The 23,147-nt window shown below is 70.9% G+C and carries 23 protein-coding genes and 1 riboswitch; of the genes, 14 read left to right on the top strand and 9 right to left on the bottom strand.

What is annotated here, in order from left to right; genetic code table 11:
* Positions 1-98: 98 nt before the first annotated feature.
* On the bottom strand, positions 99-1,310 hold the full coding sequence (locus ABZ833_RS39410) for an MFS transporter (RefSeq protein ID WP_361057707.1): 1,212 nt from the start codon (positions 1,308-1,310) through the stop codon (positions 99-101).
* A gap of 98 nt (positions 1,311-1,408) precedes the next feature.
* Between ABZ833_RS39410 and ABZ833_RS39405 the strand changes: the two genes are divergently transcribed.
* From ABZ833_RS39405 to ABZ833_RS39355, 11 genes are all read left to right on the top strand, one after another.
* Entirely contained in the window at positions 1,409-2,569 is a 1,161-nt protein-coding gene (locus ABZ833_RS39405; protein ID WP_361057705.1) for an ROK family transcriptional regulator, read from the top strand.
* Positions 2,570-2,825: 256 nt separating this feature from the next.
* Positions 2,826-2,956, top strand: a riboswitch (FMN riboswitch).
* Between the two features lie 151 nt (positions 2,957-3,107).
* Complete coding sequence (ribD, locus tag ABZ833_RS39400; RefSeq protein ID WP_361057703.1) at positions 3,108-4,244, top strand: bifunctional diaminohydroxyphosphoribosylaminopyrimidine deaminase/5-amino-6-(5-phosphoribosylamino)uracil reductase RibD; 1,137 nt, start codon at positions 3,108-3,110, stop codon at positions 4,242-4,244.
* 1 nt (position 4,245) lies between these two features.
* Complete coding sequence (locus ABZ833_RS39395) at positions 4,246-4,881, top strand: riboflavin synthase (protein ID WP_361057701.1); 636 nt, start codon at positions 4,246-4,248, stop codon at positions 4,879-4,881.
* Between the two features lie 56 nt (positions 4,882-4,937).
* A complete protein-coding gene (locus ABZ833_RS39390) occupies positions 4,938-5,525 on the top strand; it encodes a nicotinamide mononucleotide transporter family protein (protein WP_361057795.1) in 588 nt (195 codons plus the stop codon).
* On the top strand, positions 5,522-6,820 hold the full coding sequence (locus tag ABZ833_RS39385; RefSeq protein ID WP_361057699.1) for a bifunctional 3,4-dihydroxy-2-butanone-4-phosphate synthase/GTP cyclohydrolase II: 1,299 nt from the start codon (positions 5,522-5,524) through the stop codon (positions 6,818-6,820). The genes ABZ833_RS39390 and ABZ833_RS39385 overlap by 4 nt, the downstream gene beginning before the upstream one ends.
* Positions 6,821-6,860: 40 nt before the next feature.
* A complete protein-coding gene (gene ribH / locus ABZ833_RS39380; protein ID WP_249591166.1) occupies positions 6,861-7,346 on the top strand; it encodes a 6,7-dimethyl-8-ribityllumazine synthase in 486 nt (161 codons plus the stop codon).
* Positions 7,347-7,381: 35 nt separating this feature from the next.
* Positions 7,382-7,654 (top strand): phosphoribosyl-ATP diphosphatase, encoded by a 273-nt coding sequence (locus ABZ833_RS39375; RefSeq protein WP_055564821.1) that lies wholly within the window; start codon positions 7,382-7,384, stop codon positions 7,652-7,654.
* 53 nt (positions 7,655-7,707) lie between these two features.
* Positions 7,708-8,556: an ATP phosphoribosyltransferase gene (hisG, locus tag ABZ833_RS39370; RefSeq protein ID WP_160503730.1), complete on the top strand. Its 849-nt coding sequence runs from the start codon at positions 7,708-7,710 to the stop codon at positions 8,554-8,556.
* 23 nt (positions 8,557-8,579) lie between these two features.
* On the top strand, positions 8,580-9,026 hold the full coding sequence (locus ABZ833_RS39365) for a PH domain-containing protein (RefSeq protein ID WP_361057695.1): 447 nt from the start codon (positions 8,580-8,582) through the stop codon (positions 9,024-9,026).
* 198 nt (positions 9,027-9,224) lie between these two features.
* Positions 9,225-10,640, top strand: a complete 1,416-nt coding sequence (locus tag ABZ833_RS39360; protein ID WP_361057693.1) for a hemolysin family protein — start codon at positions 9,225-9,227, stop codon at positions 10,638-10,640.
* Entirely contained in the window at positions 10,637-11,713 is a 1,077-nt protein-coding gene (locus tag ABZ833_RS39355; RefSeq protein ID WP_361057691.1) for a hemolysin family protein, read from the top strand. Before ABZ833_RS39360 ends, ABZ833_RS39355 begins: the two co-directional genes overlap by 4 nt.
* A gap of 19 nt (positions 11,714-11,732) precedes the next feature.
* Here the strand turns inward: ABZ833_RS39355 and ABZ833_RS39350 are convergent, their stop codons facing one another.
* Together ABZ833_RS39350 and ABZ833_RS39345 are read right to left on the bottom strand one after the other, a co-directional pair.
* Positions 11,733-13,604 carry an AAA family ATPase gene (locus ABZ833_RS39350; protein WP_361057689.1) on the bottom strand — a complete coding sequence of 624 codons (1,872 nt, stop codon included), beginning with the start codon at positions 13,602-13,604 and terminating at the stop codon, positions 11,733-11,735.
* A 432-nt stretch (positions 13,605-14,036) separates the two neighbouring features.
* A complete protein-coding gene (locus ABZ833_RS39345; RefSeq protein ID WP_361057687.1) occupies positions 14,037-14,693 on the bottom strand; it encodes a hypothetical protein in 657 nt (218 codons plus the stop codon).
* 205 nt (positions 14,694-14,898) lie between these two features.
* On the opposite strand from ABZ833_RS39345, the gene ABZ833_RS39340 reads away from it, so the two are divergent.
* Positions 14,899-16,263 carry a peptidase C39 family protein gene (locus ABZ833_RS39340; RefSeq protein WP_361057685.1) on the top strand — a complete coding sequence of 455 codons (1,365 nt, stop codon included), beginning with the start codon at positions 14,899-14,901 and terminating at the stop codon, positions 16,261-16,263.
* A 69-nt stretch (positions 16,264-16,332) separates the two neighbouring features.
* Here the strand turns inward: ABZ833_RS39340 and ABZ833_RS39335 are convergent, their stop codons facing one another.
* Both ABZ833_RS39335 and ABZ833_RS39330 read right to left on the bottom strand, forming a co-directional pair.
* A complete protein-coding gene (locus ABZ833_RS39335) occupies positions 16,333-16,506 on the bottom strand; it encodes a hypothetical protein (protein ID WP_361057683.1) in 174 nt (57 codons plus the stop codon).
* A 116-nt stretch (positions 16,507-16,622) separates the two neighbouring features.
* Positions 16,623-18,110 carry a M1 family metallopeptidase gene (locus ABZ833_RS39330; RefSeq protein WP_361057681.1) on the bottom strand — a complete coding sequence of 496 codons (1,488 nt, stop codon included), beginning with the start codon at positions 18,108-18,110 and terminating at the stop codon, positions 16,623-16,625.
* Between the two features lie 205 nt (positions 18,111-18,315).
* On the opposite strand from ABZ833_RS39330, the gene ABZ833_RS39325 reads away from it, so the two are divergent.
* Positions 18,316-18,471, top strand: coding sequence for an SCO1431 family membrane protein (locus ABZ833_RS39325; protein ID WP_361057679.1), 156 nt, complete (start codon positions 18,316-18,318; stop codon positions 18,469-18,471).
* Here ABZ833_RS39325 and ABZ833_RS39320 read toward each other — a convergent pair.
* The 3 genes from ABZ833_RS39320 to ABZ833_RS39310 form a co-directional block, all read right to left on the bottom strand.
* Positions 18,449-19,363: a hypothetical protein gene (locus ABZ833_RS39320; protein ID WP_361057677.1), complete on the bottom strand. Its 915-nt coding sequence runs from the start codon at positions 19,361-19,363 to the stop codon at positions 18,449-18,451. The two genes, ABZ833_RS39325 and ABZ833_RS39320, sit on opposite strands and share 23 nt — an antisense overlap.
* The gene (locus ABZ833_RS39315) at positions 19,360-20,277 is read right to left on the bottom strand and encodes a DUF6114 domain-containing protein (RefSeq protein WP_361057675.1); all 918 of its coding nucleotides are present in this window, start codon (positions 20,275-20,277) and stop codon (positions 19,360-19,362) included. Before ABZ833_RS39315 ends, ABZ833_RS39320 begins: the two co-directional genes overlap by 4 nt.
* 71 nt (positions 20,278-20,348) lie before the next feature.
* Complete coding sequence (locus tag ABZ833_RS39310; protein ID WP_361057673.1) at positions 20,349-20,963, bottom strand: DUF6230 family protein; 615 nt, start codon at positions 20,961-20,963, stop codon at positions 20,349-20,351.
* 170 nt (positions 20,964-21,133) lie between these two features.
* On the opposite strand from ABZ833_RS39310, the gene ABZ833_RS39305 reads away from it, so the two are divergent.
* On the top strand, positions 21,134-21,760 hold the full coding sequence (locus ABZ833_RS39305) for a TetR/AcrR family transcriptional regulator (RefSeq protein WP_361057671.1): 627 nt from the start codon (positions 21,134-21,136) through the stop codon (positions 21,758-21,760).
* Between the two features lie 53 nt (positions 21,761-21,813).
* On the opposite strand, the gene ABZ833_RS39300 is transcribed toward ABZ833_RS39305, so the two are convergent.
* On the bottom strand, positions 21,814-23,070 hold the full coding sequence (locus ABZ833_RS39300) for a glycoside hydrolase family 18 protein (protein ID WP_361057669.1): 1,257 nt from the start codon (positions 23,068-23,070) through the stop codon (positions 21,814-21,816).
* Positions 23,071-23,147: the final 77 nt, after the last annotated feature.

Raw genomic sequence — 23,147 nt, 5'->3', positions numbered from 1 at the left:
ACCTGAATGAGTCAGCGCAATGTTAATCCGGCATAAGTTCCCTGGTTTCACACCGGCCACTCGCGGGGCGTCCCGCCCCGCCCCGCGGAACCGCTGGTTCAGGACTTCGGGCCGGGAACCTTCGCGTCCACCGGAGCGCTCGGCGTGGCCTCGCGGCTGTCCGTGCGCAGGACTCCCGCGAAGACCGCGAGCCCGCAGGCGAGCACCGTCACCAGGCCGAAGGAGACCACCAGGCTCGTCGCGTCGGCGAGCGTGCCGATCGCGGACGGGGCGATCAGGCCCGATGTGTACGTGATGGTGGCGACGCCCGCGATGGCCTGGCTCGGGTTCGGGCCGCTGCGCCCGGCAGCGGCGAACGCGAGGGGCACCACGACCGCGATGCCGAGCCCGAGCAGCGCGAACCCGCACATGGCGACCGCCGGATGCGGCGCCACCACGACCAGAAGCCCGCCGAGCGCCGCGACCACGCCGCCCACGCGCACCGTGCGGACCGAGCCGAAGCGGTCCACCACGGCGTCGCCCGCGAGCCGCGCGATCGCCATGGTCAGCGTGAATCCGGTGGTGGACGCGGCGGCGACACCGGCCGAGCTGTCCAGGACGTCGCGCAGATAGACCGCCGACCAGTCCAGGCTCGCGCCCTCCGCGAAGACCGCGCAGAAGCCGACGGCGCCGATGAGGAGCGCCGACTTGGGCGGCAGCGAGAAGCGCGGCGGCGCCGCCTCCTCGGGGGCGGCCTGCAGGTCGAGCACGCCCTGGCAGGCGACGAGGCCGATCGCGGTGAGCGCCACGGCGGCAAGGGCGTGGTGCAGCCGGGCGTCCGCGCCGATGTGGGCGGCGACCGTGCCGGCCGCGGAGCCGATCAGGGCGCCGACGCTCCACATGCCGTGCAGGCCCGACATGATCGACTTCTTCATGCGGGTCTCGACCTCGACGCCCAGGGCGTTCATCGCCACGTCCGACATGCCCGCCGTTGCCCCGTACACGAACAGGGCCACGCAGAGCGTGAGCAGATTCGGCGCGAGCGAGGGCAGGATCAGGGCCATCGTCCACAGGGCGAGCAGCCCGCGCAGCGCCGTCCTGGCGCCGAAGCGGTGGCTGACCCAGCCCGCGAGCGGCATCGCCACGGAGGCGCCGATCGCCGGGAAGGCGAGCGCGAGGCCGAGAAGCCCGGCGCTGAGGTCGGCGTGCTCCTGGATCCAGGGCACGCGCGTCGCGAAGGAGCCGGTGACGGCGCCGTGCACGCAGAAGACGGCGGCCACGGCATACCGCGCCCGCTTCAACTGACGTACGTCGTGGACCACTTCACTCATCGTTGCCCCGTCCCTCCCAAGGTGCCTCCCCGCTACGGCGACGTAAACTATCAGGAACCCTGCCTGATAAATAGCAGCTTTATGGAAGGATCCCCGGCATGCCCGCATCACCGAGCACCGCCCGGGCCATCAACGACCGGCTCGCCCTGGGGCTCCTGCAGCGCGAAGGACCGCTGACGGCCAACCAGTTGAAGCAGCTGACCGGCCTGTCGAGGCCCTCGGTCGCCGACCTGGTCGAGCGCCTCCAGGGCTCCGGCCTGATCGCGGTCGTGGGGGAGGCGGGTGCCCAGCGCCGGGGACCCAATGCCCGGCTGTACGGGATCGTCGCCGACCGGGCGCATCTCGCCGCGCTCGACGTACGCACCGGTGGCGTCTCCGTGGTCGTCACCGACCTGCTCGGCGTGGTGCTCGCCGAAGCCTCCGCGCCCATCGGCGGCGACACCGGCACCGGGGCCGCCGTCGAGCGCGCGGTCGCCCTCGTGGAGAGCACCGCGCTGGACGGTGGCGTCCAGCGGCTGCACACCGTGGCGATCGGTGCTCCCGGCCTCATCGACCCCGCCACCGGCGAACTGCGCGACACCACCTCGCTGCCCGCCTGGCACCGGCGCCTGGCGGGCGCCCTCCAGGAGCGGTTCCCCGTGCGCGTGCTCGTGGAGAACGAGACCAACCTCGCCGCCCGCGCCGAACAGCGCGACGGCGCCGCCCACGACCGCGACACCTTTGTGCTCCTGTGGCTAGGCGAAGGCGTCGGCGCCGCCGTCGTGCTCGACGGAAGCCTGCGCCGCGGCGCGTCGGGCGGCACCGGGGAGATCGGCTTCCTGCCGGTGCCCGGCACGGACGTACTGCCCTCCGCCACCGGCTGCGAGGGCGGCTTCCACTCGCTGGCCTGCGCCGCCGCGCTCCGTGACCTCGGCGCCGAGCACGGGCTCCTGAAGCCGGGTGCGAGCGCCGCCGACGTGGTGCGCCGCGCTGCCGAGACCGGCCACGGGGCCTACCTCGACGCGGCCGCCGACCGGATCGCCGTCGGCGCCGCCGCCATGGCCGCGATCCTGGACCCCGGCTGCGTGGTCCTGGGCGGCGAGATCGGCCGTGCGGGCGGCGACCCGCTCGCCACCCGCGTGGCGGAGCGCGTCGCCGCCATGTCACCGCTGCGCACCGAGGTACGCGCGAGCGTGCTCGGCGGCTCCGCGGTGCTGCGCGGCGCGCTGCTCGCCGCCAGGGACTCGGCGCAGGACGAGCTGTTCGGCCCGCGTCCCTAGGCCCTGGCCCAGCAGCGAGCAGCAGCAGCCAGGGGCCCACCTACTCCTCGCGCCGCGCACGCGCCGAAGTCAGCCTGTTCAGACAGAGGTTCGTGACGACCTCCGGCCAGTGCAGCGGTCTTCACGCGTTCAGCGGGCGGGAGCGGCGGCCGTCACCGCCGGTCAGGGGCCTGTCACGGGCTGCTGTGAGCCAGGCCACAGGGGTTCGCCCGTATGGGCGTCGATCAGGCGTGGCACACTGGCTACGTACCAAAAGCAGCGCACTCCGGGGTCGGTGTAATTCCGAACCGGCGGTTATAGTCCGCGACCCGGCCGCCTCCAGCGGTCGGTTGACCAGGTGAAACTCCTGGACCGACGGTGAAAGTCCGGATGGGAGGCAGTGCGCGGCGGGCGGGCATTCGTGCACGTCGCCGAGTGGCTTGTTTTTGGGATACCCGTCTCTTCGGGTTCCCAGGGAGAGGTCTCGTTTCCGGCGTCGCTCCCGATGCCGCAGTCCGTACATTCTGTCGTCATCGACAGGCCCCGGAGTCCGTGCCCTATGAGGCAGGAGGACCCGGTGGCCACCGCAGCCGCAGTCACAGCGAATGAGCACGAGCGTGCCGCCATGCGCCGCGCCATCGAGCTCGCCGCCCTCGGACTCGGCTCCACCAGCCCGAACCCCGTCGTCGGATGCGTCATCATCGACGCCTCCGGAGAGACCGTCGGCGAGGGCCACCACCAGCGTGCGGGCGGCCCCCACGCCGAGGTCCACGCCCTGCGCGCGGCCGGCGAACAGGCCCGCGGCGCCACCGCCCTGGTCACCCTCGAACCCTGCAACCACACCGGACGCACCGGCCCCTGCGCCCAGGCGCTCATCGACGCCGGGATCGCCCGCGTCGTCTACGCCGTCGGCGACCCGAACCCCGCCGCGACCGGGGGAGCGCAGCGACTGCGTACCGCCGGGGTCGACGTGGAGTCGGGCCTCCTGGAGGCCGAGGCCGCCGCGGGGAACGCCGCCTGGCTGACGTCCGTGCGCCTCGGCCGCCCGCACATCACCTGGAAGTACGCCGCGTCGCTCGACGGCCGCATCGCCGCCGCCGACGGCAGCAGCCGCTGGATCACCTCCGCCGAGGCCCGCGCCGACGTCCACCGGCTGCGCGCCGAGTGCGACGCGGTCGTCGTCGGCTCCGGCACCCAGCGCGCCGACGACCCGCACCTCGCCGTGCGGGGCATCGAAGGCGCCGTCCAGCCGCTGCGCGTCGTCGTCGACACGAACGGCACCGCCGTGGCGCCCGGCGCCCGCGTCCTGGACGACGCGGCGCCCACGCTCGTCGCGGTCGCCGAGAACGTGACCGCCGAAAACGTGACCGCCGACGGCGAGGCCGAGACGGTGCGACTCCCGCGCGCGGACGGCGGGTTGGACATCTGGGCCCTCCTCGACGAACTCCACGCGCGCGGCGTGCGCTCCGTCCTCCTCGAAGGCGGGCCGACGCTCGCCGGGGCCTTCGTCGCCGCGGGCGCCGTCGACCGCGTCGTCGCCTATCTCGCCCCCGTCCTGCTCGGCGCGGGCCCCGCCGCCCTCGCCGGCGGCGGAATCACGACCATCACCGAAGCGTTGCGGCTCGACGTGAGCGAGACCGTCCGCATCGGTCCCGATCTGCGCGTCACCGCGACCCTCGTAACGAAGGAGCACTGAAGTGTTCACCGGAATCGTCGAAGAGCTGGGCGAGATCACCGCCGTCGAGAACCTGGACGACGCATCGCGCTTCCGTGTCCGTGGCCCCGTCGTCACCGAGGGCGCGAAGCACGGCGACTCCATCGCGGTCAACGGCGTCTGTCTGACGGTCGTGGAGCACGAGGGCGACGAGTTCACCGCCGACGTGATGGCCGAGACCCTGAACCGCTCCAGCCTGGGAGCCCTCGTGGCAGGTTCGCGGGTCAACCTGGAGCGGCCCACCGCGGTCGGTGACCGCCTCGGCGGCCACATCGTCCAGGGTCACGTCGACGGCACCGGCGAGATCGTCGAGCGCAAGCCCTCCGAGAACTGGGAGATCGTCAAGGTCTCGCTCCCCGCGGACCTCTCCCGCTACGCGGTCGAGAAGGGCTCCATCACGGTCGACGGCGTCAGCCTGACGGTGGTCGACGCCGGGCCCGACTACTTCACCATCAGCCTCATCCCCACCACCCTCGCCCTGACCACGCTCGGCATCAAGCAGCCCGGCGACCCGGTCAACCTCGAGGTGGACATCATCGCGAAGTACGTCGAGCGGATGCTCGGCGACCGCGCCGGATCCGCCGCCGCTCCCGCTCCCGCTCAGGAGGCCACGAAGTGAACTGGCTCAACTCCGAAGCCTTCACGGCCTTCGGGCAGCACGTGATCTGGTCCGACATGGTGGGCAACACCGTCGGCCTGATCGCCCTCGCGCTCGGCTGGCGGCGCTCCATCTGGACCTGGCCCGCCCAGTTCCTTTCGGGCGTCATCCTCGTCGGCGCGTACGCCTCCGCCCACCTCTCCGGCGGCGTAGGCAAGCAGCTGCTCGTGATCGGCGTGGCCCTGTGGGGCTGGCGCCTGTGGACCAACGGCAAGCAGCAGGCGCAGGACGGCTCCATCGCCGTCCGGTTCGCGACCTGGAAGGAGCGCGGGGTGCTGCTCGGCGGCACGGCCGTCGGCACCCTCGCGGTCGGCGCCCTGTTCTCCGCCGTGCCCGACCTGTCCTGGAACCCCTGGCCCGACGCCTACATCTTCGTCGGCACCCTCGCCGCGATGGTCGCCCAGGCCCGCGGCCTGGTCGAGTTCTGGTTCGCCTGGCTCCTCGTCGACGTGGTCGGAGTTCCGCTCGCGTTCAGCAGTGGCCTGGCCTTCTCCGGCCTCGTGTACGTCATCTACCTCGCTCTTGTCCTGTGGGGCATGCGCGACTGGTGGCTGCGGTCGCGCTCCGCGTCCTCGCAGCCCGTCATGGAAGGAGCCCCGGCATGACTGCGGCACCTGTTTGGTACAGCACGGGTCACGAAGAAGACGCGTCGGACCTCGCCCTCGACCCCGTCGAGGCGGCCATCCGCGACATCGCCGCCGGGCGGCCCGTCGTGGTCGTCGACGACGAGGACCGCGAGAACGAGGGCGATCTCGTCATCGCGGCCGAGAAGGCGACGCCCGAGATCATCGCCTTCATGATGAGCGAGTGCCGCGGCCTGATCTGCGCGCCCATGGAGGGCGACGAGCTGGACCGCCTCCAGCTCCCGCAGATGGTCGAGAACAACACCGAGTCGATGCGGACGGCCTTCACCGTCTCCGTCGACGCGAGCGCCGCGCACGGCGTCACCACCGGCATCTCGGCCGCCGACCGCGCCACCACGCTCCAGATGCTCGCCGCGGGCACCTTCGAGCCGACCGACTTCGTGCGCCCCGGCCACATCTTCCCGCTGCGCGCCAAGTCCGGCGGCGTCCTGGTCCGCAACGGCCACACCGAGGCCGCGGTCGACCTGGCCCGGCTCGCGGGCCTGCGCCCGGCCGGCGCGATCGTCGAGATCGCGGGCGAGGACGGCACGATGCTCCGCCTGCCGGAGCTGATCCCGTTCGCCCGCAAGCACGGCCTGACGATCATCTCCATCGAGGACCTGATCGCCTACCGCAGCAGCTCCGAGCCGAAGGTCCGCCGCGAGGCCGAGGTCCGCCTGCCCACCGCCTTCGGCGACTTCACGGCGTACGGCTACCGCTCCACCGTCGACGGCGTCGAGCACGTCGCCCTCGTCCACGGCGAGGTCGGCGAGGGCGAGGACGTCCTGGTCCGCATCCACTCCGAGTGCCTGACCGGCGACGTCTTCCACTCCCTTCGCTGCGACTGCGGCCCGCAGCTGGAGGCATCCATGCAGCGGATCACGGACGAGGGACGCGGCGTCGTGGTCTACCTCCGCGGCCACGAGGGGCGCGGCATCGGCCTGCTCTCCAAGCTGCGCGCCTACGAGCTCCAGGAGCGCGGCAGCGACACCCTGGACGCCAACCTGGAGCTCGGCCTGCCCGCCGACGCCAGGGACTACGGAGCGGGCGCGCGGATCCTGGACGACCTCGGCATCCGCAGCGTGCGCCTGATGACGAACAACCCCGACAAGACCGACGCGGTGATCCGGCACGGCCTGAAGGTCACCGGACGCGAGCCGATGGCGGTCCAGGCGGGTGAGCACAACCTCCGGTACCTGCGCACCAAGCGGGACCGGATGGGGCACGACCTGCCCTGGCTCGACACCCCTGAGGTGTCCGCCTGCGGCAATCAGTAAGTACCGGCATACGAGAACAGACGACAACCAGGAGAAGCGCGTGAGCGGCAAGGGTGCACCCGAACTGAGCGTGAAGAACTGCGGAGACCTGCGGGTCGCGGTGATCGCCGCCCAGTGGCACGAGAAGGTCATGGACGGCCTCGTCGACGGCGCGCTGCGCGCCCTGCACGAGCTCGGCATCGACGAGCCGACCGTCCTGCGCGTGCCCGGCAGCTTCGAGCTGCCGGTCGTCGCCAAGGTCCTCGCGGGCCGCGGCTACGACGCGATCGTGGCGCTCGGCGTCGTCATCCGCGGCGGAACCCCGCACTTCGAGTACGTGTGCCAGGGAGTCACCCTGGGCCTGACCCAGGTCACGGTGGACACCGGGGTGCCCGTCGGCTTCGGCGTCCTCACCTGCGACACCGAGGAGCAGGCCCTGGACCGGGCGGGCATCGAGGGCTCCCGCGAGGACAAGGGGCACGAAGCGGTCACCGCCGCCGTCGCCACCGCGACCACGCTGCGTACGATCTCCGAACCCTGGCGGTGAGCGGGGGCGAGGAGCCGCGTAAAGTAAGCGACATCATGTCCAAGAAGACTTTCGAGGAGCTCTTCACCGAGCTCCAGCACAAGGCCGCCAACGGCGACCCCGCCACGTCGCGCACCGCCGAGCTGGTCGACAAGGGCGTCCATGCCATCGGCAAGAAGGTCGTCGAGGAGGCCGCCGAAGTCTGGATGGCCGCCGAGCACGAGGGCAAGGAAGCCGCGGCCGAGGAGATCTCGCAGCTCCTCTACCACGTGCAGGTGATGATGGTCGCCCGCGGCATCTCCCTCGACGACGTGTACGCGCACCTCTGAGCCGTACGCCCTCCTCCACTCAACTCCCCCTGAACGCAAAGGAATCCGTCCTCATGCTGCGCATCGCCGTCCCCAACAAGGGTTCACTGTCCGGACCTGCGTCGGCGATGCTCCATGAGGCCGGATACCAGCAGCGCAAGGAGTCCAAGGAGCTCGTCCTCGTCGATCCCGACAACGAGGTGGAGTTCTTCTACCTGCGGCCCAAGGACATCGCGATCTATGTCTCGGCCGGCAAGCTCGACATCGGCATCACCGGTCAGGACCTCCTGATCGACTCCGGCGCGAACGCCGAGACGATCCTGCCGCTGGGCTTCGCACGCTCCACCTTCCGCTTCGCCGCGAAGCCGGGCACCGCGAGCACCATCGCGGACCTCGCGGGCAAGACCGTCGCGACCTCGTACGAGGGCATCGTCGCCAAGCACCTCGCCGACAGCGGCATCGACGCCTCCGTCGTCCACCTGGACGGCGCCGTCGAGACCGCGATCGAGCTGGGCGTCGCCCAGGTCATCGCGGACGTCGTGGAGACCGGCACCTCGCTGCGCAACGCGGGCCTCGAGGTGTTCGGCGAGCCGATCATGAAGTCCGAGGCGGTCGTCATCCGGCGCACCGGCGCCGAGACCGACGACCCCAAGGTCGAGCAGTTCCTGCGCCGCCTGCAGGGCGTCCTGGTCGCCCGCGCCTACGTGATGATGGACTACGACTGCCGGGCCGAGCACCTGGAGCAGGCCGTCGCCCTCACCCCGGGCCTCGAGTCGCCGACGATCTCGCCCCTGCACAACGAGGGCTGGGTCGCCGTCCGCTCCATGGTCCCGGCCAAGGAGGCCCAGCGGATCATGGACGACCTGTACGCCATCGGGGCGCGGGCCATCCTGACCACGGCCATTCACGCCTGCCGCCTCTGATGACCCGGCAGGAGACCCCGGCCATGAGCGACCAGACCGACATCCCCACCCTGCCCGTCACCTTCCGGCCGAAGCGGACCCGGGCCGTCCTGATCACCGCGGGCGCCGCGATCTTCGTGGTCCTCACGGTGGTCTCCCTGCTCATCCCGACCCTCAGCTCGGGGGAGCGGCTCAGCTTCATCTTCACCGGCGCGCTGCTCTGGGGCGTGCTGATGCTCCTGAGCAGGCCCAAGGTCGTCGCCGACGAGTCCGGTGTGACCGTCGTGAACATCGCCACCAGCAGGCACCTGGACTGGGCCGAGATCGTCCAGGTCAATCTGCGCCCCGGCGACCCCTGGGTGTTCCTCAACCTCAGTGACGGCACGAGCCTCCCGGCCATGGGCATCCAGCCGGGCATCGCCAAGCAGCGGGCCATCAGCGACGCCCGCGCGTTGCGTGCCCTCGCCGACGCCCGCAGCCCGCAGGGCTGACGTTTGTGGCCGGGTCTTGATTAATCTGGTGGCGGGGCACGCATGGTGTGCCGCCCCGCCCCTGTCGGGCCCGCCCGGTCCACAGGGGCTCCTGCTACCCGAGGAGTGACTCCCTCCGGCGATGGACGGTTCGTCCTGTAGTACATGCGCCGCCCCCTCCCGACATACCGGGACTGGACACACCAGGGAGGCGGCGGCATGACGACTTCCCTGCTGCTTCTCGGGGCGGCATTCCTGCTGATCCTGGCCAACGGCTTCTTCGTGGCCGCCGAGTTCGGACTCGTCACCGTCGAGCGCCCGGACGCCGAGAAGGCCGCCGCCGAAGGCGACCGACGGGCCCGTACGGTCGTCGACGCCCTCAAGGAGCTGTCCTTCCAGCTCTCCGGCACCCAGCTCGGCATCACCATCACCTCACTCGTGGTCGGCATGCTCGCCGAACCGGCGCTCGCGCATCTGCTGGCGGGCCCCTTCACGGCGACCGGCCTTCCGGCAGGCGCCGTACCGGGCGCCTCCGTGGTGGTGGGGATGCTGCTCGCGTCCGCCGTGCAGATGGTGATCGGCGAGCTGGTCCCGAAGAACTGGGCGGTGTCCAAGCCGCTCCAGGTCGCGCGGTTCGTCGCGGGTCCCCAGCATGTGTTCTCGCGCCTCTTCAGGCCCGTGATCTCCCTTCTGAACGCCACGGCCAACCGGCTCGTGCGGCTGTTCGGCGTCGAGCCCGCCGACGAGCTGGCCTCGGCCCGCACCCCCGGCGAGCTGGTCTCGCTCGCCCGGCACTCGGCGCAGGCCGGCACCCTCGAACAGGACACCGCGGACCTGTTCGTCCGTACGCTCTCCCTGGGCGAGCTGACCGCGCAGCACGTCATGACCCCGCGCGTGAAGGTCAGCGCGCTGCAGACGTCGGCGACCGCCGAGGACGTGGTGAACCTGACCCGCGCCACCGGGCTCTCGCGCTTTCCCGTGTACCGCGAGCGCATCGACGAGATCGTCGGCATGGTGCACCTCAAGGACGCCCTCGCGGTCCCGGCCCACGAGCGCCTGAGAACGCCCGTGAGCCGCATCGCGCAGGCGCCGCTCCTGGTTCCGGAGACGCTGCCCGTGCAGCAGCTCCTGGAGCAGCTGCGCAGCGAGCAGCCGATAGCCGTCGTCGTCGACGAGTACGGCGGCACGGCCGGTGTGGTCACGCTGGAGGACATCGTCGAGGAGCTCGTCGGCGAGGTCCACGACGAGCACGACGTCCACGACCTGCCCGAGCTCGCCGTGGCGCCGGCCGAGGACGGCCGCCCGGCGTGGGACGCCGACGGCAGCTGCCGCGTCGACACGCTCCAGCGGATAGGGCTCGACGTCCCCGAGGGACCGTACGAGACCGTGGCCGGACTCGTCGCCGATCTGCTTGGCCGCATCCCGGCCCCCGGTGACCGGGCCGAACTCCCGGGCTGGCGGCTCGCGGTGCGCCAGGTGGACCACTACCGCGCCGAGCGGGTACGGCTCGTACGGGCCCCGGAAGCGACAGAAGCCAGGGAAGCCACAGAAGCTACAGAAGCCCGGGAAACCACAGGAGCCCCGGAAGCCGCAGATGCCACAGAGACCATGAGCGTGGCGGAGGCCGCCCGATGAGCATGCTCCAACTCCTGTTCGCCCTCCTCCTCGTCCTCGCCAACGGCTTCTTCGTGGGGGCCGAGTTCGCGCTCGTCTCCGTGCGCCGCAGCCAGATCGAGCCGCTGGGCGGCAAGCGGGCCCGCCAGGTCCTCTACGGCCTCGAACATCTGCCGCAGATGATGGCGGCCGCCCAGTTCGGCATCACCATGTGCTCGTTGACGCTCGGCGCGGTCGCCGAGCCCACCGTCGCGCACCTCCTGGAGCCCGTCTTCGAGGCGGCGCACATCCCCGAAGGGGCGATCCATCCGCTCGGGTACGCCATCGCGCTCGCCGTGGTCGTCTTCCTGCACCTCGTCGTCGGCGAGATGGTCCCGAAGAACCTCGCGATGGCCGCACCGGAGAGGACCGCGCTCTGGTTCAGCCCCGGCCTCGTCGCCTTCGCCCGCCTCTGCCGTCCGGTCACGGTGGCGCTCGGGGCGTGCGCCAGGCTCGTCCTGAAGCTCTTCGGGGTCGAGCCCAAGGACGAGGTCGAGGCCGTCTTCACCAGCGAGCAGCTCAACCGGCTCGTCGGCGACTCGGGCCAGGCGGGACTGCTCGAACCCGAGGAGCAGGAGCGCCTGGAGGACGCCCTGGAGCTCGGCTCGCGCCAGGTGACGGACGTCCTGCTCGACCGGGCCTCCCTGGTGACCGTGGGCGCCGGGGTCACCCCGTCCCAGGTCATCGAGCTCACCGGGCGCACCGGCTACTCCCGCTTCCCGGTCTGCGCGGAGAACGGCGCCTTCATGGGCTACCTCCACGTGAAGGACGTACTCGATCTCACCGAGGGCGCCGACACGGACCGCGCGGTGCCGCAGCAGGTCTGGCGCCCGATGACGACGCTGCGCGCCGAACTCCCTCTGGACGACGCCCTGACGGTGATGCGCCGCGCCGCGACGCATCTGGCTCAGGTCGCCGACGCGTCGGGCAAGGTGCTCGGCCTGGTCGCCCTCGAGGACGTACTGGAACTCCTTGTCGGCGAGGTCCGCGACCCGGCGCACCGGGTCTCCGTGCCGCGCAAGCCCCAGGAGTCCAGGGACGGCGCCCTGGTGTGAGCGGCCGGGGCGGGGGCCTTCAGACCCTCGGCGGGTCCTGCGGCCCCCGCCCCGAGAGCACCTCGCCGTACGCCTGCATCAGGTCGGGGAGCCGCAGGGTCGACAGGTCGTCGCGGCTCGGCTCGCCGGGATAGCCGGAGAGCCGCAGGTCCCGATAGGCGCAGCTCTTCTCGTAGAGCGTGCGCAGGAAGCGGCCGTTGCCCAGCTCGTCGATCCACGACTGGTCGACGACGTGCCCGCTGATGGAGCGCAGCTCGTCCAGCGCCTCCTCGTCCCACACGTCGCCGTTCTCGGCGGCGAGCACCTCGCCGATGGAGGTGAGTTCCAGGGGGCGGTACGAGGGGAAGTCCACGCGGGTGGTGAAGCGGGACGAGAGGCCGGGGTTGGCGGCCAGGAGGCGGTCCATGCCCTCGGGGTAGCCCGCGAGGATCACGACCAGGTGGTCGCGGTTGTCCTCGGCGCGCTTGAGGAGGACCTGGAGGGCCTCGTCGCCGTACGCGTCGCCCTTGCCGTAGCCCGAGTTGGAAAGGGAGTAGGCCTCGTCCACGAACAGGACGCCGCCGATCGCCGAGTCGATCAGTTCATTGGCCTTCACCGCGGTCTGGCCCAGATACTCGCCGACCAGGTCCGCGCGCTGCGCCTCCACCAGATGGTCGCCGCCGAGCAGACCGAGTGCGTAGAACGCCCTGCCCAGAATGCGGGCCACCGTGGTCTTGCCGGTGCCCGAGGGGCCCGAGAAGACGAAGTGTCGTTTCGGCGGCTGCACGGGCAGTCCCTGCGCGGCTCGCCGGCGGGCCATGTTCAGCTGCGCCGAGAGCGCCTTGACCTGCCGCTTCACCGGTTCGAGGCCGACCATCCCCTCCAGCTCGGCGAGGGCCGCCTCCAGGAGCGCGGGGTCGGTGGGCCCCGGCGGCAGCTGCGGCAGCCCCGGCTGGATGGGGATCACGGCCTTCTCGCGCACCGCGTCGGTCTCCGCGGGACCGCCGCCCGCGGGCAGCTCGGGCTCGGTGACCTTCAGATCGCGGCCCTCGGTGCCGAAGAGCGGGTCGATCCCGTCGGGGCCGTCCATCGCGTCCTGCCCGAAGCCGGTCAGGGCGATGGCCGCCAGGTCGGTGACCTCGTCGTACCCGTCGCCCTCCGAGATCGCCGCGAGCCGCGCCGAGGTGTCCATGAAGGAGGGATCCACCCGGTGCACCGCGCGGTAGAGCGGCAGGGCCGCCGCCGAGCGGCCCGTGCCCTCGTGCGCGCGGGCCAGCCAGTACCGCAGCTCCTTGCGCTGCGGCTGCTCGCTGCGGCAGCGCATCAGGGCGGAGGACAGGAGCGGCTCGGCGTGGCCGAACATTTCCAGGCGTACGCGGGCCATGCCGCCGAAGAGGCCGGCCTCGATGCCCAGCATCGCGTCGTCGATCAGCGAGTCCGTGTGCCGGACCAACTGCTCCCAGTCCTTGACCAGATAGGACCGGCACGCGTGCAGAAACCGCACCTGCGGATCCGCGTCGACCGGCGGAAGACCCGCCAACGCCCGGTCGAGCTCGGGGACATGACGTCCGTCGAGCCAGTGCGAGGCGTGCGCGAGCAGCAGGTCGCGCGTGCTCTCCAGGACGGGCTGGACCCACCAGCCCAGCCAGTACCAGGAGTTGAGTGTGCGCCCGTGCCGTGTGCGCTGCTCTCCGAACCTGTCCCGGTGCTGGAACATCCGAAGGAGCGCCGTCGTCGTGTCGATGCGCAGCGCGTGCAGTCCGAGCCAGCCGTCGGCCATCCCGGGATCCATCCGCACCGCCGCCCGGAACTCCTCCTCCGCCTGCGGATAGGCGCCCATCGTGTAGGCGTCGACGCCCCTCAGCCAGGCGAGGTCGGCCGGGGCGGGTGAGCCCACCGCGTCGAAGTCCATCACGTCCCCCACAAACCGTGCCCCCGTTTGTGTACCGCCGGACCGGTGCCCGTCGGCAACTTCGCTGAACCGCCGTGCTGCGGACGGACGTTGAACCGGTGCGCCGAGCAGCCGTCCGTAAGTCGCACCGAAAGGCATCGTACCTGCGGGGGAGTGCTCGGCCGTAGGGTGCCGCAGCGCGGGATCGGGCTGGAGAGGGGGATCGCTTCGTCACCGAGGGTGAGCGAAAGGCGGCTCGCAGCGCCCGGAATGCGAGGTCGAAGGGCAGAACGAAGCCCCCGATCACGGGGGAACAACCGGGGGCTTCGCGTCTGCGGGCGGCCTCGGAAGACCGCACATTCAGAACGTAAGTCCTGTAAGGGCCCTCGGTCAAGCCGAGTTGGGGCACTCATGGAAACTCGTGAGGACTTCCGGAAGGCACTTTCCGCGGGTTCAGCGCACCGCCTCTGGTCCCTCACCCTGCGTGACGATTTGACTCGGCGCAGCAGTCTCATTCGGGCCCTGCAGCACCTCATATCCCTCGCGCCACTGTCGCACCAAAGACTGAGCAAAGGGGCGCGAAGGGTCTTCCGCGAAGTGCCGGCGCTCCGCGGGCTCCCACCCGTCCCAGAAGTCGCTCTGAACCGTTCCGTCCCGGTGGCGCCCCCGGCCCCAGGCTTCATCGCGGGGCAACTCCATCCACAGCAGCCGCGCCAGGAACGGGCGCAGCGCGCGGCGTCCCGCGCCGACCCCCTCGACGAGGACCACGGGCGCCGGCGGCAGGGTGCGGACCTCGGGGCCGAAGCGGCGCGCGTGCCAGTCGTACGTCTCGTAGCGCGCCGTCTCGCCGCGCGAGAGCGGTGTGATGACCTCCCGCCGCAGCCTCTCCGTCCAGCCGAAGAGGGCGTCATGGCTCGCGATGTCGTCGAGGTGCAGGACGGGCGCACCGCCCAGGGCCTGCGCGAGGCGGTCGGCGAAGGTCGACTTGCCGGAGCCCGCGTGCCCGTCGACGGCCACGAGGCGGACGGGGCCGCAGGAGGGCGGCAGCCGGATCAGGGTGCGCGCGAGGCGGGCGAGGGGAGCGGGCGTGGAGTGCGGCTGTGCGGTCATCGTCTACCAGCGTACGGGTGCGGAATGCTCGGTTCCGCGCGCCGTCGCAGCTCACGCCAGTGGTCGAGGCCAATATTGGCGGACGCGGTGGTGGTCCAAGCGCTGGCAGAAGTCGGCGTGGAGCAGCCATAGTTGGCCTACCGCCGTGCACTTGACCTGCCCCTTCCGGATCCGTCCGGAGCCCACGTCGACTGGGGGTCCCGCCATGGACCGAGCTGATGACATGTCCCGTAGAACCGTCCTCGCCGCGGCAGCCGCCGTGGCCGCGGTGGCCGCGACCGCGAGTCCCGCGCTCGCGGCGGGCGGCCTGCGCGGCGCCCCGCGCGCGAAGCGTCCGGTGAGTAACCGCTTCTGGACCTCGCACGCGGACTGGAGCGCCGGCACCGCCAACGGCACCCGTGCCGTCTCCGGAGCCCGCCCTGCGGTGGAGATCGCCGAGGCCGCGGGCCAAACCGACTACGCCGATCCGCACACCGGCAAGACCGCCACCTGGGAGTACGCCCGGTGGACCTCGCCGGTGCACCGCCCCGCCGTCCCCGCGACGGAGGTGGTCGCCTCCTGGAACGCCCGCACGCCCACCGGGACGTGGCTCCAGGTCGAGCTCCAGGGCACGTACTCGGACAAGAAGAAGACTCCTTGGTACGTCCTCGGCCGCTGGACCTCGGGCGACGACAAGGAGAAGGACATCCGCCGTACGTCGGTCGACGACCAGAGCGACGGCAAGTCGAGCATCTGGACGGACACCTTCTCCATCGACGACACGACCACGGGCCTGCGTCTCGTCTCGTACCGCCTGCGCCTGACCCTGTACCGCAAGCCGGGCGCCACGGCGACGCCCACGGTGTGGCGGCTCGGCGCGATGGCCTCCGCCGTCCCCGACCGCTTCACCGTCCCGGCGTCCAAGCCGGGGCTCACCAAGGAACTGAAGGTCCCGCGCTACTCACAGGAGATCCACGCGGGTCAGTATCCGGAGTACGACAACGGCGGCGAGGCCTGGTGCAGCCCCACCTCCTCGCAGATGATCATCGAGTTCTGGGGCCGCAAGCCGACCGCCGACGACCTCGCCTGGGTCGACCCCTCCTACGCCGACCCCCAGGTGTGCCACGCGGCGCGGTACGTCTTCGACTACCAGTACGCGGGCTGCGGCAACTGGCCCTTCAACGCGGCCTACGCGTCGACGTACAAGGACCTCCAGGGCGTCGTCACCCGCCTCGCCTCGCTCACCGAACTGGAGTCGCTGATCGCCGCGGGCATCCCGGCCATAACGTCCCAGTCGTTCCTCAAGGAGGAGCTGACGGGCGCCGGTTACGGCACGGCGGGCCACCTGATGACGGTGATCGGCTTCACGTCGACGGGCGACGTGATCGCCAACGACCCGGCCTCGCCCAGCAATCCGGCGGTGCGCCGGGTCTACAAGCGGCGCGAGTGGGAGAACATCTGGCTCAGGACCAAGCGCTACAACTCCACGGGCAAGGTCGTCTCCGGCACCGGGGGTGTCTGCTACCTGTACTTCCCGGTGAAGCTCTCCGCCAAGCAGAAGGCGGCGTTGGCCGACGTGGGGATTCACTGACAGGACACTGATCAGGACCGCGACGGCCCCCTCCCACGCACGTGGGAGGGGGCCGTCGTCCGGACCGGGCTACTTCGTCTCGGGTGTGCCCCGGCGCAGCCGGGCCGCCTTCTCGTCCACCTCGGCCTGGGACGTGCCGGCCTTCACGACGATCACGGCCTGCGTGCCGTCGGGCAACGTCGCCTCCCGCATCTCCGTGCCCAGCAACGCGGGTCGCGTCCGTTCCTGCTCGTGGTCCGACATATGACCTCCCAGCTCGACGGGACAGCCAACGTACCCCGGATCATGCCGGGATCCGGCCGCACAAGCGTCCGACAGCCCCCTTCACACGAACGCCGCCGCCAGACGACGGATGGGCCTCAGCCCTGGACCGGGTCCACCACCCAGTCCGGGTGCCCCGGCATGGGCGGCGTCTTCGAGCCGTACAGCCACGGCCGCAGGAAGCCCTCCAGATCCTCGCCCGCGACCTTCGACGCCAGGTCGATGAACTGCTGCGTACTGGCGGTCTTCCCCCGGAAGCCGCTCACCCACGCCCGCTCGATCTTCTGGAACGTCGCGTCGCCCACCTGCTCCCGCAGCGCGTACAGGACCAGCGCCGAGCCGTCGTACCGCATGCGCTTGAAGAGGTTCGGTTCGGTCGGTTCGGCGGGGGCGCCGAAGTCGTGGCGCCACTGGTCGTGAGCGGCGTACGCCGTCTTCATGGCGGCCTCGAAGCTGTCGCCGCCGTGCTCCTCGGAGTACATCCGCTCGTAGAAGCGGGCGTGCCCCTCGCTGACCCACAGGTCGGACCAGCTCTTCAGGGCGACGCTGTCGCCGAACCACTGGTGGGTCAGCTCGTGCACCATGTTGCGCTCGGCGTCGACCTTCGTGCCGAGCAGGTCGGCCTTCGGGATGAGCGAGAGCGTCTGGGTCTCCAGGGCGACGGCCAGGTCCGTGTCGCCGACCAGGAGGCCGTAGCGGTCGAAGGGGTAAGGGCCGAGCTTCTCCTGGAGCCAGGCGAGGTGGTCGGGAGTGAGTTTGCGGTACTCCGCCGTCGGCTCGACCAGGGCGTCCGGGACGACGTCCCGCAGCGGCAGACCGCCCGGACCCTCGCCGTCGACCAGCTTGAACTTGCCGACCGCCAGCTGCACCAGCTGCGTGGACAGCGGCTGTTCGGAGTCGTACGTCCAGCGCACCCGGTCGCCCGGACGCTCCGTGCGGTCGACCAGCTTGCCGTTGGCGACCGCCGTCAGGTCCTTCGGTGTCGTGATGCGGAAGGTGATCGGCGCCCGCTGGCTGGGATGGTCGTTCGCCGGGAAGATCAGCCGGGCCCCGTTCGGCTGCGGATAGACCACCGTGCCGTCGGCGGTCGGAATCCAGCCGTAGTCCTCGATGGCGTCGTCGCGGTGCCGTGTCTGCGTCGGGTCGGCGGTGTACGTGACCTTGGCGGTGAACGTACGGCCCTTGGGAAGCGGGGACTTGGGCGTGACCGTCAGCTCGTCACCGGCGCGGGACGTGCGCGCCGTCGAGCCGTCGATCTTCACGCCGTGCAGGGTGTTGCCCCCGAAGTCCAGGTTGAACCGGGAGAGCGACTGGGTGGCGGTGGCCTTGATCGTCGCGGTCGCCTCGAACGGCGTCTTCGGGGCCTGCCAGTCGAAGTCCAGGGTGTAGCGGTCGACGCGGTACCCGCCGTTCCCGTCCAGCGGGAACATCGGGTCGCCCAGGCCTGCCGCGCCGGGTGAGGGCGAAGGTGTCCCGGATGCGGAGGGCGCGGCCTGCGACACGGTGCCGGTGAGGGCGGCCGTCACGGTGACGGCGGCCGCGAGAGCGAGCCGTGCTCTGCGGCGGGGCGTCCGGTACGTGCTCATCGGAAACCTTTCGGTTGGATGGTGCGCGAACGGTCGTCCTGAGGGACGTACAGGCTTAGACGCACAGCATCCCGCCGCAGTTGTGGGTGACCAACATCTCTCTCGCACGAGCCGGTCCTGCTGGCATGGTGGATGGGTCAGTGGGGGGAGTCCACTGCCGGACGTCACGCCGAGAGACGTGACGCATACGTATCGAGTGATGCCCATGACCGCGACCACTGCCACCGCCACCGCACCGACGCGTGCGACCACGCGCACCGGCGGCCCCAAGGAAGACGGCCCGAAGGTGCTCGAGCATGTCCTCGGCTGGACGCTCGTCGTCGTCCTGGCGATGCTCGTCACGCAGACCGGTCTGATGTGACCCCGCTCTCGTAGTTTTCCCTGTCCTGGTCGAGATCCGCCCGCCAGTGCCGGTCCGGGACGCCCACCAGGCCGTACAGCCAGCGCACGGGTGAGCGCCGGGACAGCAGCGTGAGCCCCGCGACGACCGCGAACAGCGGCAGGCCGATCCAGCCGCCCAGGAGGCGGACGAGGACGCTGGCGACCAGCGCGCCGGCGAACGGCAGGCCGTAGACCCCGGCCGCCGCGACGGCGATCGCCAGGAACCGGTGCACCTTGCGGTCCTCGTCCGCGCCGGGCAGCGACCAGCCCTCCATCAGCCAGCCGATCTCCGTGAGCAGCATCGTGCCGATCACGGCCGCGCCGAACACGAGCAGCGCCAGGAACGTCCCGGACGTCAGGAAGTCCAGCACGTGGTTGACCACGCTGCCGCGCCGCCAGTCGGCGAAGTCCCCGGCGTCGGGGGAGAAGAAGCGCTCGTACCCCCTGCCGTCCCAGCCGTGGACCAGGGTCCCGAAGAGCAGGAAGTACCCGCCCACGCACTGGAGATAGGCCCAGTAGCCCGCCCCCACCAGGACGAGCGCCTGCGCCACCAGGAAGCCGATGATCGCGGCGACGGGGATCCCGCCCGCGTAGAAGAGCACGAACCCCGCCCACACCCCGTCGTGCCCGTCCGCGACGTGCATCGTCGCCCACGCCGGGTTCTGCCAGAGCAGGAAGAGACCCGTCGGCACCATCAGGACCGCCGCGAAGAGCGCCGTGAGCGCCAGATACGGATTGGCGGCGCGGCTGCGCGTGCGCGGCCCCTCACCCGCGTTGATCCGCTCCCACACCTGGAGCTGTCGTCCCGCGGAGAGCGCGAACGTGGCGCCGATCGCGTACGCCCAGAAGAGGGCGGACTGAATCTGGATCATGCCGATGCCTTCAGGGTGAGCCCGCCCGCGACGATCGAGTCCGATGTGACGAGGGCCTGTTCGGCCTCGACGTCGGTCATGAAGACGAACGGCGGCACGACGGGCGGCACCGGCAGCTTGTCGGGCGTGAAGGTCAGACAGAGCAGCCCTTCGAGGCAGCCCTTGAACTTGGTCAGATAGAGCGTGACGGAGCCGCTGAGGTCCAAGGTGTCGGCGCCCAGGGCGAGTTCATCGCTCCCGTCGCGTGTCGTGAGCCGGTAGTCGGTGAGCGAGGCGGCCTTCATCCTCAGGACCATGACCTTCAACGGCCCGTCGGCCGTGGAGATCTCGCGTACGCCGGCCAGGAGGAAGCCCTGCGGCGAGAAGAGCGTGGTGGTGACCGTCGGCGGTGTCCTCGCCGCCTCGATCGCGTCGCCGGGGGCGGCCTTCGCCGGGGTTCCGCCCCAGAGTGTCGCCCCGACGATGACGACGGGAAGCAGTATGCCGAGCGTCCGCGTGCCCTGCCCGTCCCGCACCTTCGGCCGCCCGGGATCCTCCACGGAGTTCTCGGGGTCCTCGGGGTCCTCGGGCACCGGCGTCCAGCCGAAGCCCATCGCGCTGCCCACGATGCCGAGCGCCATGCCCACCAGGAACCCGCCGAGATTCGTGGCCGCGAACGAAAGCACCGACAGGATCAGGGCGTTGACGCTCACATAGTGGTGGGCGTGCGGCAGGAGCCACAGGAAGATCCCGGCAGCGATCAGGGCGAGGCCGATGCCGATCGCCGCGAGTCCGCCGAGCCCCAGGCTGACCAGGACCGTCAGCGGTGAGAGCGGCACGAGGAGCAGTTCGGCGCCGCCCAGGACGAGCAGCAGGCCGCCCCAGAACGGCCGGGTGCGCCGCCACCTGCGCAGCACCCGGCGTGCCTCCGGCAACGGCAGGCGCTCGTCCAGCCACCCGCCGCCGTTGCTGCCCCACGCTCTGACTCCGGCTCTTCGGCCGCCGGTCAGAAGCACTTCTTGCCGCCGACGCTGACGTCGAGCTTCATGCCCTTGAGCCGGAAGTTGCCGCCGGTCGCCGACCAGGCGTGGGACTTCACCCCGGAGACGGTGATGTCCCCGGCCTGCAGCCCGAACTTCCCCTTCTCGCCCTTGACCCCGGACACCTCGTCGAGGGTCGAGGCGTCCCGGCCGATCTCGGCGGTGCCGAAGCGGGCGTCGCCCTCCAGGTCCTCGCCGTCGATGATGAGATTGCTCGCGGTGACCTCGCCCGCGGCGCCGCCCGCGGTCAGCTTGAACACCACGGTGCCCACCGGGGTCTTGACCTCGGCGGCCTGGCAGATGTCGGACAGGGTCGCGTCACCGATCCCGAGGAGCGCCACCGGGTGCCCCTTGCCGTCGATGTCCCGGTCGGTCTGTACGTAGGAGGACAGGCCCTGGCTGGTGAGCTTGCCGGACGACACCTGGAAGCTCGTCCCGGAGACGGCGAAGGAGGCGGCGAGCGCCCCCTCGGCCATCACGGAGGCCATCGCTCCGACGGCCAGCACGGCCGGCAGGGCCACGACCGCGGTTTTCTTCCAGGAGGTTCTGCCTTCACGTAATGGGGTACGCGCTGCGCTCATGAGTCTTCCTCCCGTACGGCGGTCCATGGGCGTAGGGGGAGTGCGTGGATGCGCGCCTTCGGGCGCAGAAACGGCAGGTGGCGTGCTTCTGCCATACTGCGGATACCCGAGGCAGTTGGAGACTAGGGCCGAAATTGAATAATAGTCAACAGCGCGGCATCGACCGTCCCGTGGACGCTCGCCCGCAGGCGCGCGGCACCGACCGCTCCGTGGCGCGCCGCGCCGAACTCATCACCATCGGGCGGAGGTTGTTCGCCGACACGTCCTACGACGCGCTCTCGATGGACGACATCGCCAAGCAGGCGAGCGTCGCCAAGGGGCTGATCTACTACTACTTCAAGTCCAAGCGCGGCTACTACCTCGCGATCATCGAGGACTCCGTCGCGGAGCTGGTCGCGCGCGCCGGACGCCACGACGACCTGCCGCCCGTGGAGCGGGTGCACTCCACCATCGACGGCTATCTGCGCTATGCCGAGCACCATCAGGCGGCGTACCGCACCATCATCAGCGGCGGCGTCGGCTTCGACGCCGAGGTGCACGCCATACGCGACGGTGTGCGGGCGGCCCTGATCGGGGCGATCGCCGACGGGGCGTACGGCCGCCGCGACATCCCGGAGCTGGCGCGCACGGCGCTGCTCGGCTGGCTGTGCAGCGTCGAGGGCGTCACCCTCGACTGGATCGGCCAACGGGGTCTGGCGCGCGAGACGGTCTGCGACCTCCTCGTGCGGACCCTCGGCGACTCCCTGCGGGTCATCGAGGAGTTCGAGCCGTCCTTCCCCGCCCCGCCGCGGCCATGACGAAGGGGCGGGAGCCGTGTGGCTCCCGCCCCCCAACTCGTCCGGAGGAGCGATCAGTTGATGGCCTTGATCAGCTCGCCGTCCGCCGTGTCGCCGCTGAGCTCCCAGAAGAAGGTGCCGCCCAGACCGGCCTGGTTCTTGTAGTCCATCTTCCCCGCGATGGTGGCCGGGGTGTCATAGCTCCACCAGTTGGTCCCGCAGTGCGCGTACGCGGTCCCGCCGACCGTGCCGTTGGCCGGGCACTTGGTCTTGAGTTCCTTGTAGTCGTCGATGCCCGCCTCGTACTTGCCCGCGGCGGCCCCGGTCGCGGTGCCACCGGGCTCCTTCTGCGTGACGCCCGTCCAGCCGCGCCCGTAGAAGCCGATGCCGAGCAGCAGCTTGTCCGACGGGACACCGAGCCCCTGGAGCTTCCGAATCGTGGAGTCGGTGTTCCAGCTCGCCTTGGGAGCGCCCTCGTACGCCTTCAGGGGCGAGTGCGGGGCGGTCGGGCCCTTCGCCTCCCACGCGCCGAAGTAGTCGTACGTCATCGGGTTGTACCAGTCGACGTACTGGGCGGCGCCCGCGTAGTCGGCGGCGTCGATCTTGCCGCCCTCCTCGGCGTCGGCCGGGATGGCCGCGGTGACGAGGTTGTCGGCGCCGAACTTCGAACGCACCGCGGACATCAGGTCCTTGTATGCCGCGCGCCCGCTGGTGTCACAGGTCAGACCGCAGGCATTGGGGTACTCCCAGTCGATGTCGATGCCGTCGAAGACATCGGCCCACTTGGAGTTCTCGACCAGGTCGTAGCAGGACTGGGCGAAGGCCGCGGGGTTCTTGGCGGCCTCGGTGAAGCCACCGGACCAGGTCCAGCCGCCGAAGGACCACAGGACCTTGAGGTCGGGGTGGAGCTTCTTGAGCTTGCGCAGCTGGTTGAAGTTGCCGCGCAGCTCCTGGTCCCAGGTGTCGGCCTTGCCGTCGACGGACTGGTCGGCGGTGTAGGCCTTGTCGGTCGCCGCGTAGGCGTCGCCCGTCGTGCACTTGCCGCCCTGGACGTTGCCGAAGGCGTAGTTGATGTGCGTGAGCTTGTCGGCCGAGCCGGACGTCTCGATGTTCTTGACGTGGTAGTTCCGGTCGTAGACACCCCACTCGGTGAAGTACCCGACGACCTTGGAACCGGCCGCGGCCTGCGAGCTCGCGGCCTTGTCGGACCCGGTGTCAGGACCGGCGGCGGCGGTGCCCGCGCCGGCGAGCAGACCTCCGCCGAGTACGGCACAACACGCGGTGGCGATGAGCGCCCGGAAGGGGGCGCGGGGGAGGTGCGGTCTGAGCATCGTTTCTCCTCGTGGGGGGAGAGGGCGCATGGGGGGACATGGTGCTGTTGACCTGCGGGTGCCAGATGACATCAGTG

The sequence above is a fragment of the Streptomyces sp. NPDC047525 genome, assembly GCF_040643025.1.
In the GTDB taxonomy this organism is placed as follows: domain Bacteria; phylum Actinomycetota; class Actinomycetes; order Streptomycetales; family Streptomycetaceae; genus Streptomyces; species Streptomyces durmitorensis.
This window is presented reverse-complemented; position numbering and strand designations above follow the sequence as displayed.

Bases quoted from the DNA above. Each gene is read 5' to 3' on its own strand.
- ABZ833_RS39410 (WP_361057707.1), bottom strand. From the start codon at position 1,310: ATGAGTGAAGTGGTCCACGACGTACGTCAGTTGAAGCGGGCGCGGTAT.
- ABZ833_RS39405 (WP_361057705.1), top strand. From the start codon at position 1,409: ATGCCCGCATCACCGAGCACCGCCCGGGCCATCAACGACCGGCTCGCC.
- ribD (WP_361057703.1), top strand. From the start codon at position 3,108: ATGAGGCAGGAGGACCCGGTGGCCACCGCAGCCGCAGTCACAGCGAAT.
- ABZ833_RS39390 (WP_361057795.1), top strand. From the start codon at position 4,938: ATGGTGGGCAACACCGTCGGCCTGATCGCCCTCGCGCTCGGCTGGCGG.
- ABZ833_RS39385 (WP_361057699.1), top strand. From the start codon at position 5,522: ATGACTGCGGCACCTGTTTGGTACAGCACGGGTCACGAAGAAGACGCG.
- ABZ833_RS39375 (WP_055564821.1), top strand. From the start codon at position 7,382: ATGTCCAAGAAGACTTTCGAGGAGCTCTTCACCGAGCTCCAGCACAAG.
- hisG (WP_160503730.1), top strand. From the start codon at position 7,708: ATGCTGCGCATCGCCGTCCCCAACAAGGGTTCACTGTCCGGACCTGCG.
- ABZ833_RS39365 (WP_361057695.1), top strand. From the start codon at position 8,580: ATGAGCGACCAGACCGACATCCCCACCCTGCCCGTCACCTTCCGGCCG.
- ABZ833_RS39360 (WP_361057693.1), top strand. From the start codon at position 9,225: ATGACGACTTCCCTGCTGCTTCTCGGGGCGGCATTCCTGCTGATCCTG.
- ABZ833_RS39355 (WP_361057691.1), top strand. From the start codon at position 10,637: ATGAGCATGCTCCAACTCCTGTTCGCCCTCCTCCTCGTCCTCGCCAAC.
- ABZ833_RS39350 (WP_361057689.1), bottom strand. From the start codon at position 13,604: ATGGACTTCGACGCGGTGGGCTCACCCGCCCCGGCCGACCTCGCCTGG.
- ABZ833_RS39345 (WP_361057687.1), bottom strand. From the start codon at position 14,693: ATGACCGCACAGCCGCACTCCACGCCCGCTCCCCTCGCCCGCCTCGCG.
- ABZ833_RS39340 (WP_361057685.1), top strand. From the start codon at position 14,899: ATGGACCGAGCTGATGACATGTCCCGTAGAACCGTCCTCGCCGCGGCA.
- ABZ833_RS39335 (WP_361057683.1), bottom strand. From the start codon at position 16,506: ATGTCGGACCACGAGCAGGAACGGACGCGACCCGCGTTGCTGGGCACG.
- ABZ833_RS39330 (WP_361057681.1), bottom strand. From the start codon at position 18,110: ATGAGCACGTACCGGACGCCCCGCCGCAGAGCACGGCTCGCTCTCGCG.
- ABZ833_RS39325 (WP_361057679.1), top strand. From the start codon at position 18,316: ATGACCGCGACCACTGCCACCGCCACCGCACCGACGCGTGCGACCACG.
- ABZ833_RS39320 (WP_361057677.1), bottom strand. From the start codon at position 19,363: ATGATCCAGATTCAGTCCGCCCTCTTCTGGGCGTACGCGATCGGCGCC.
- ABZ833_RS39310 (WP_361057673.1), bottom strand. From the start codon at position 20,963: ATGAGCGCAGCGCGTACCCCATTACGTGAAGGCAGAACCTCCTGGAAG.
- ABZ833_RS39300 (WP_361057669.1), bottom strand. From the start codon at position 23,070: ATGCTCAGACCGCACCTCCCCCGCGCCCCCTTCCGGGCGCTCATCGCC.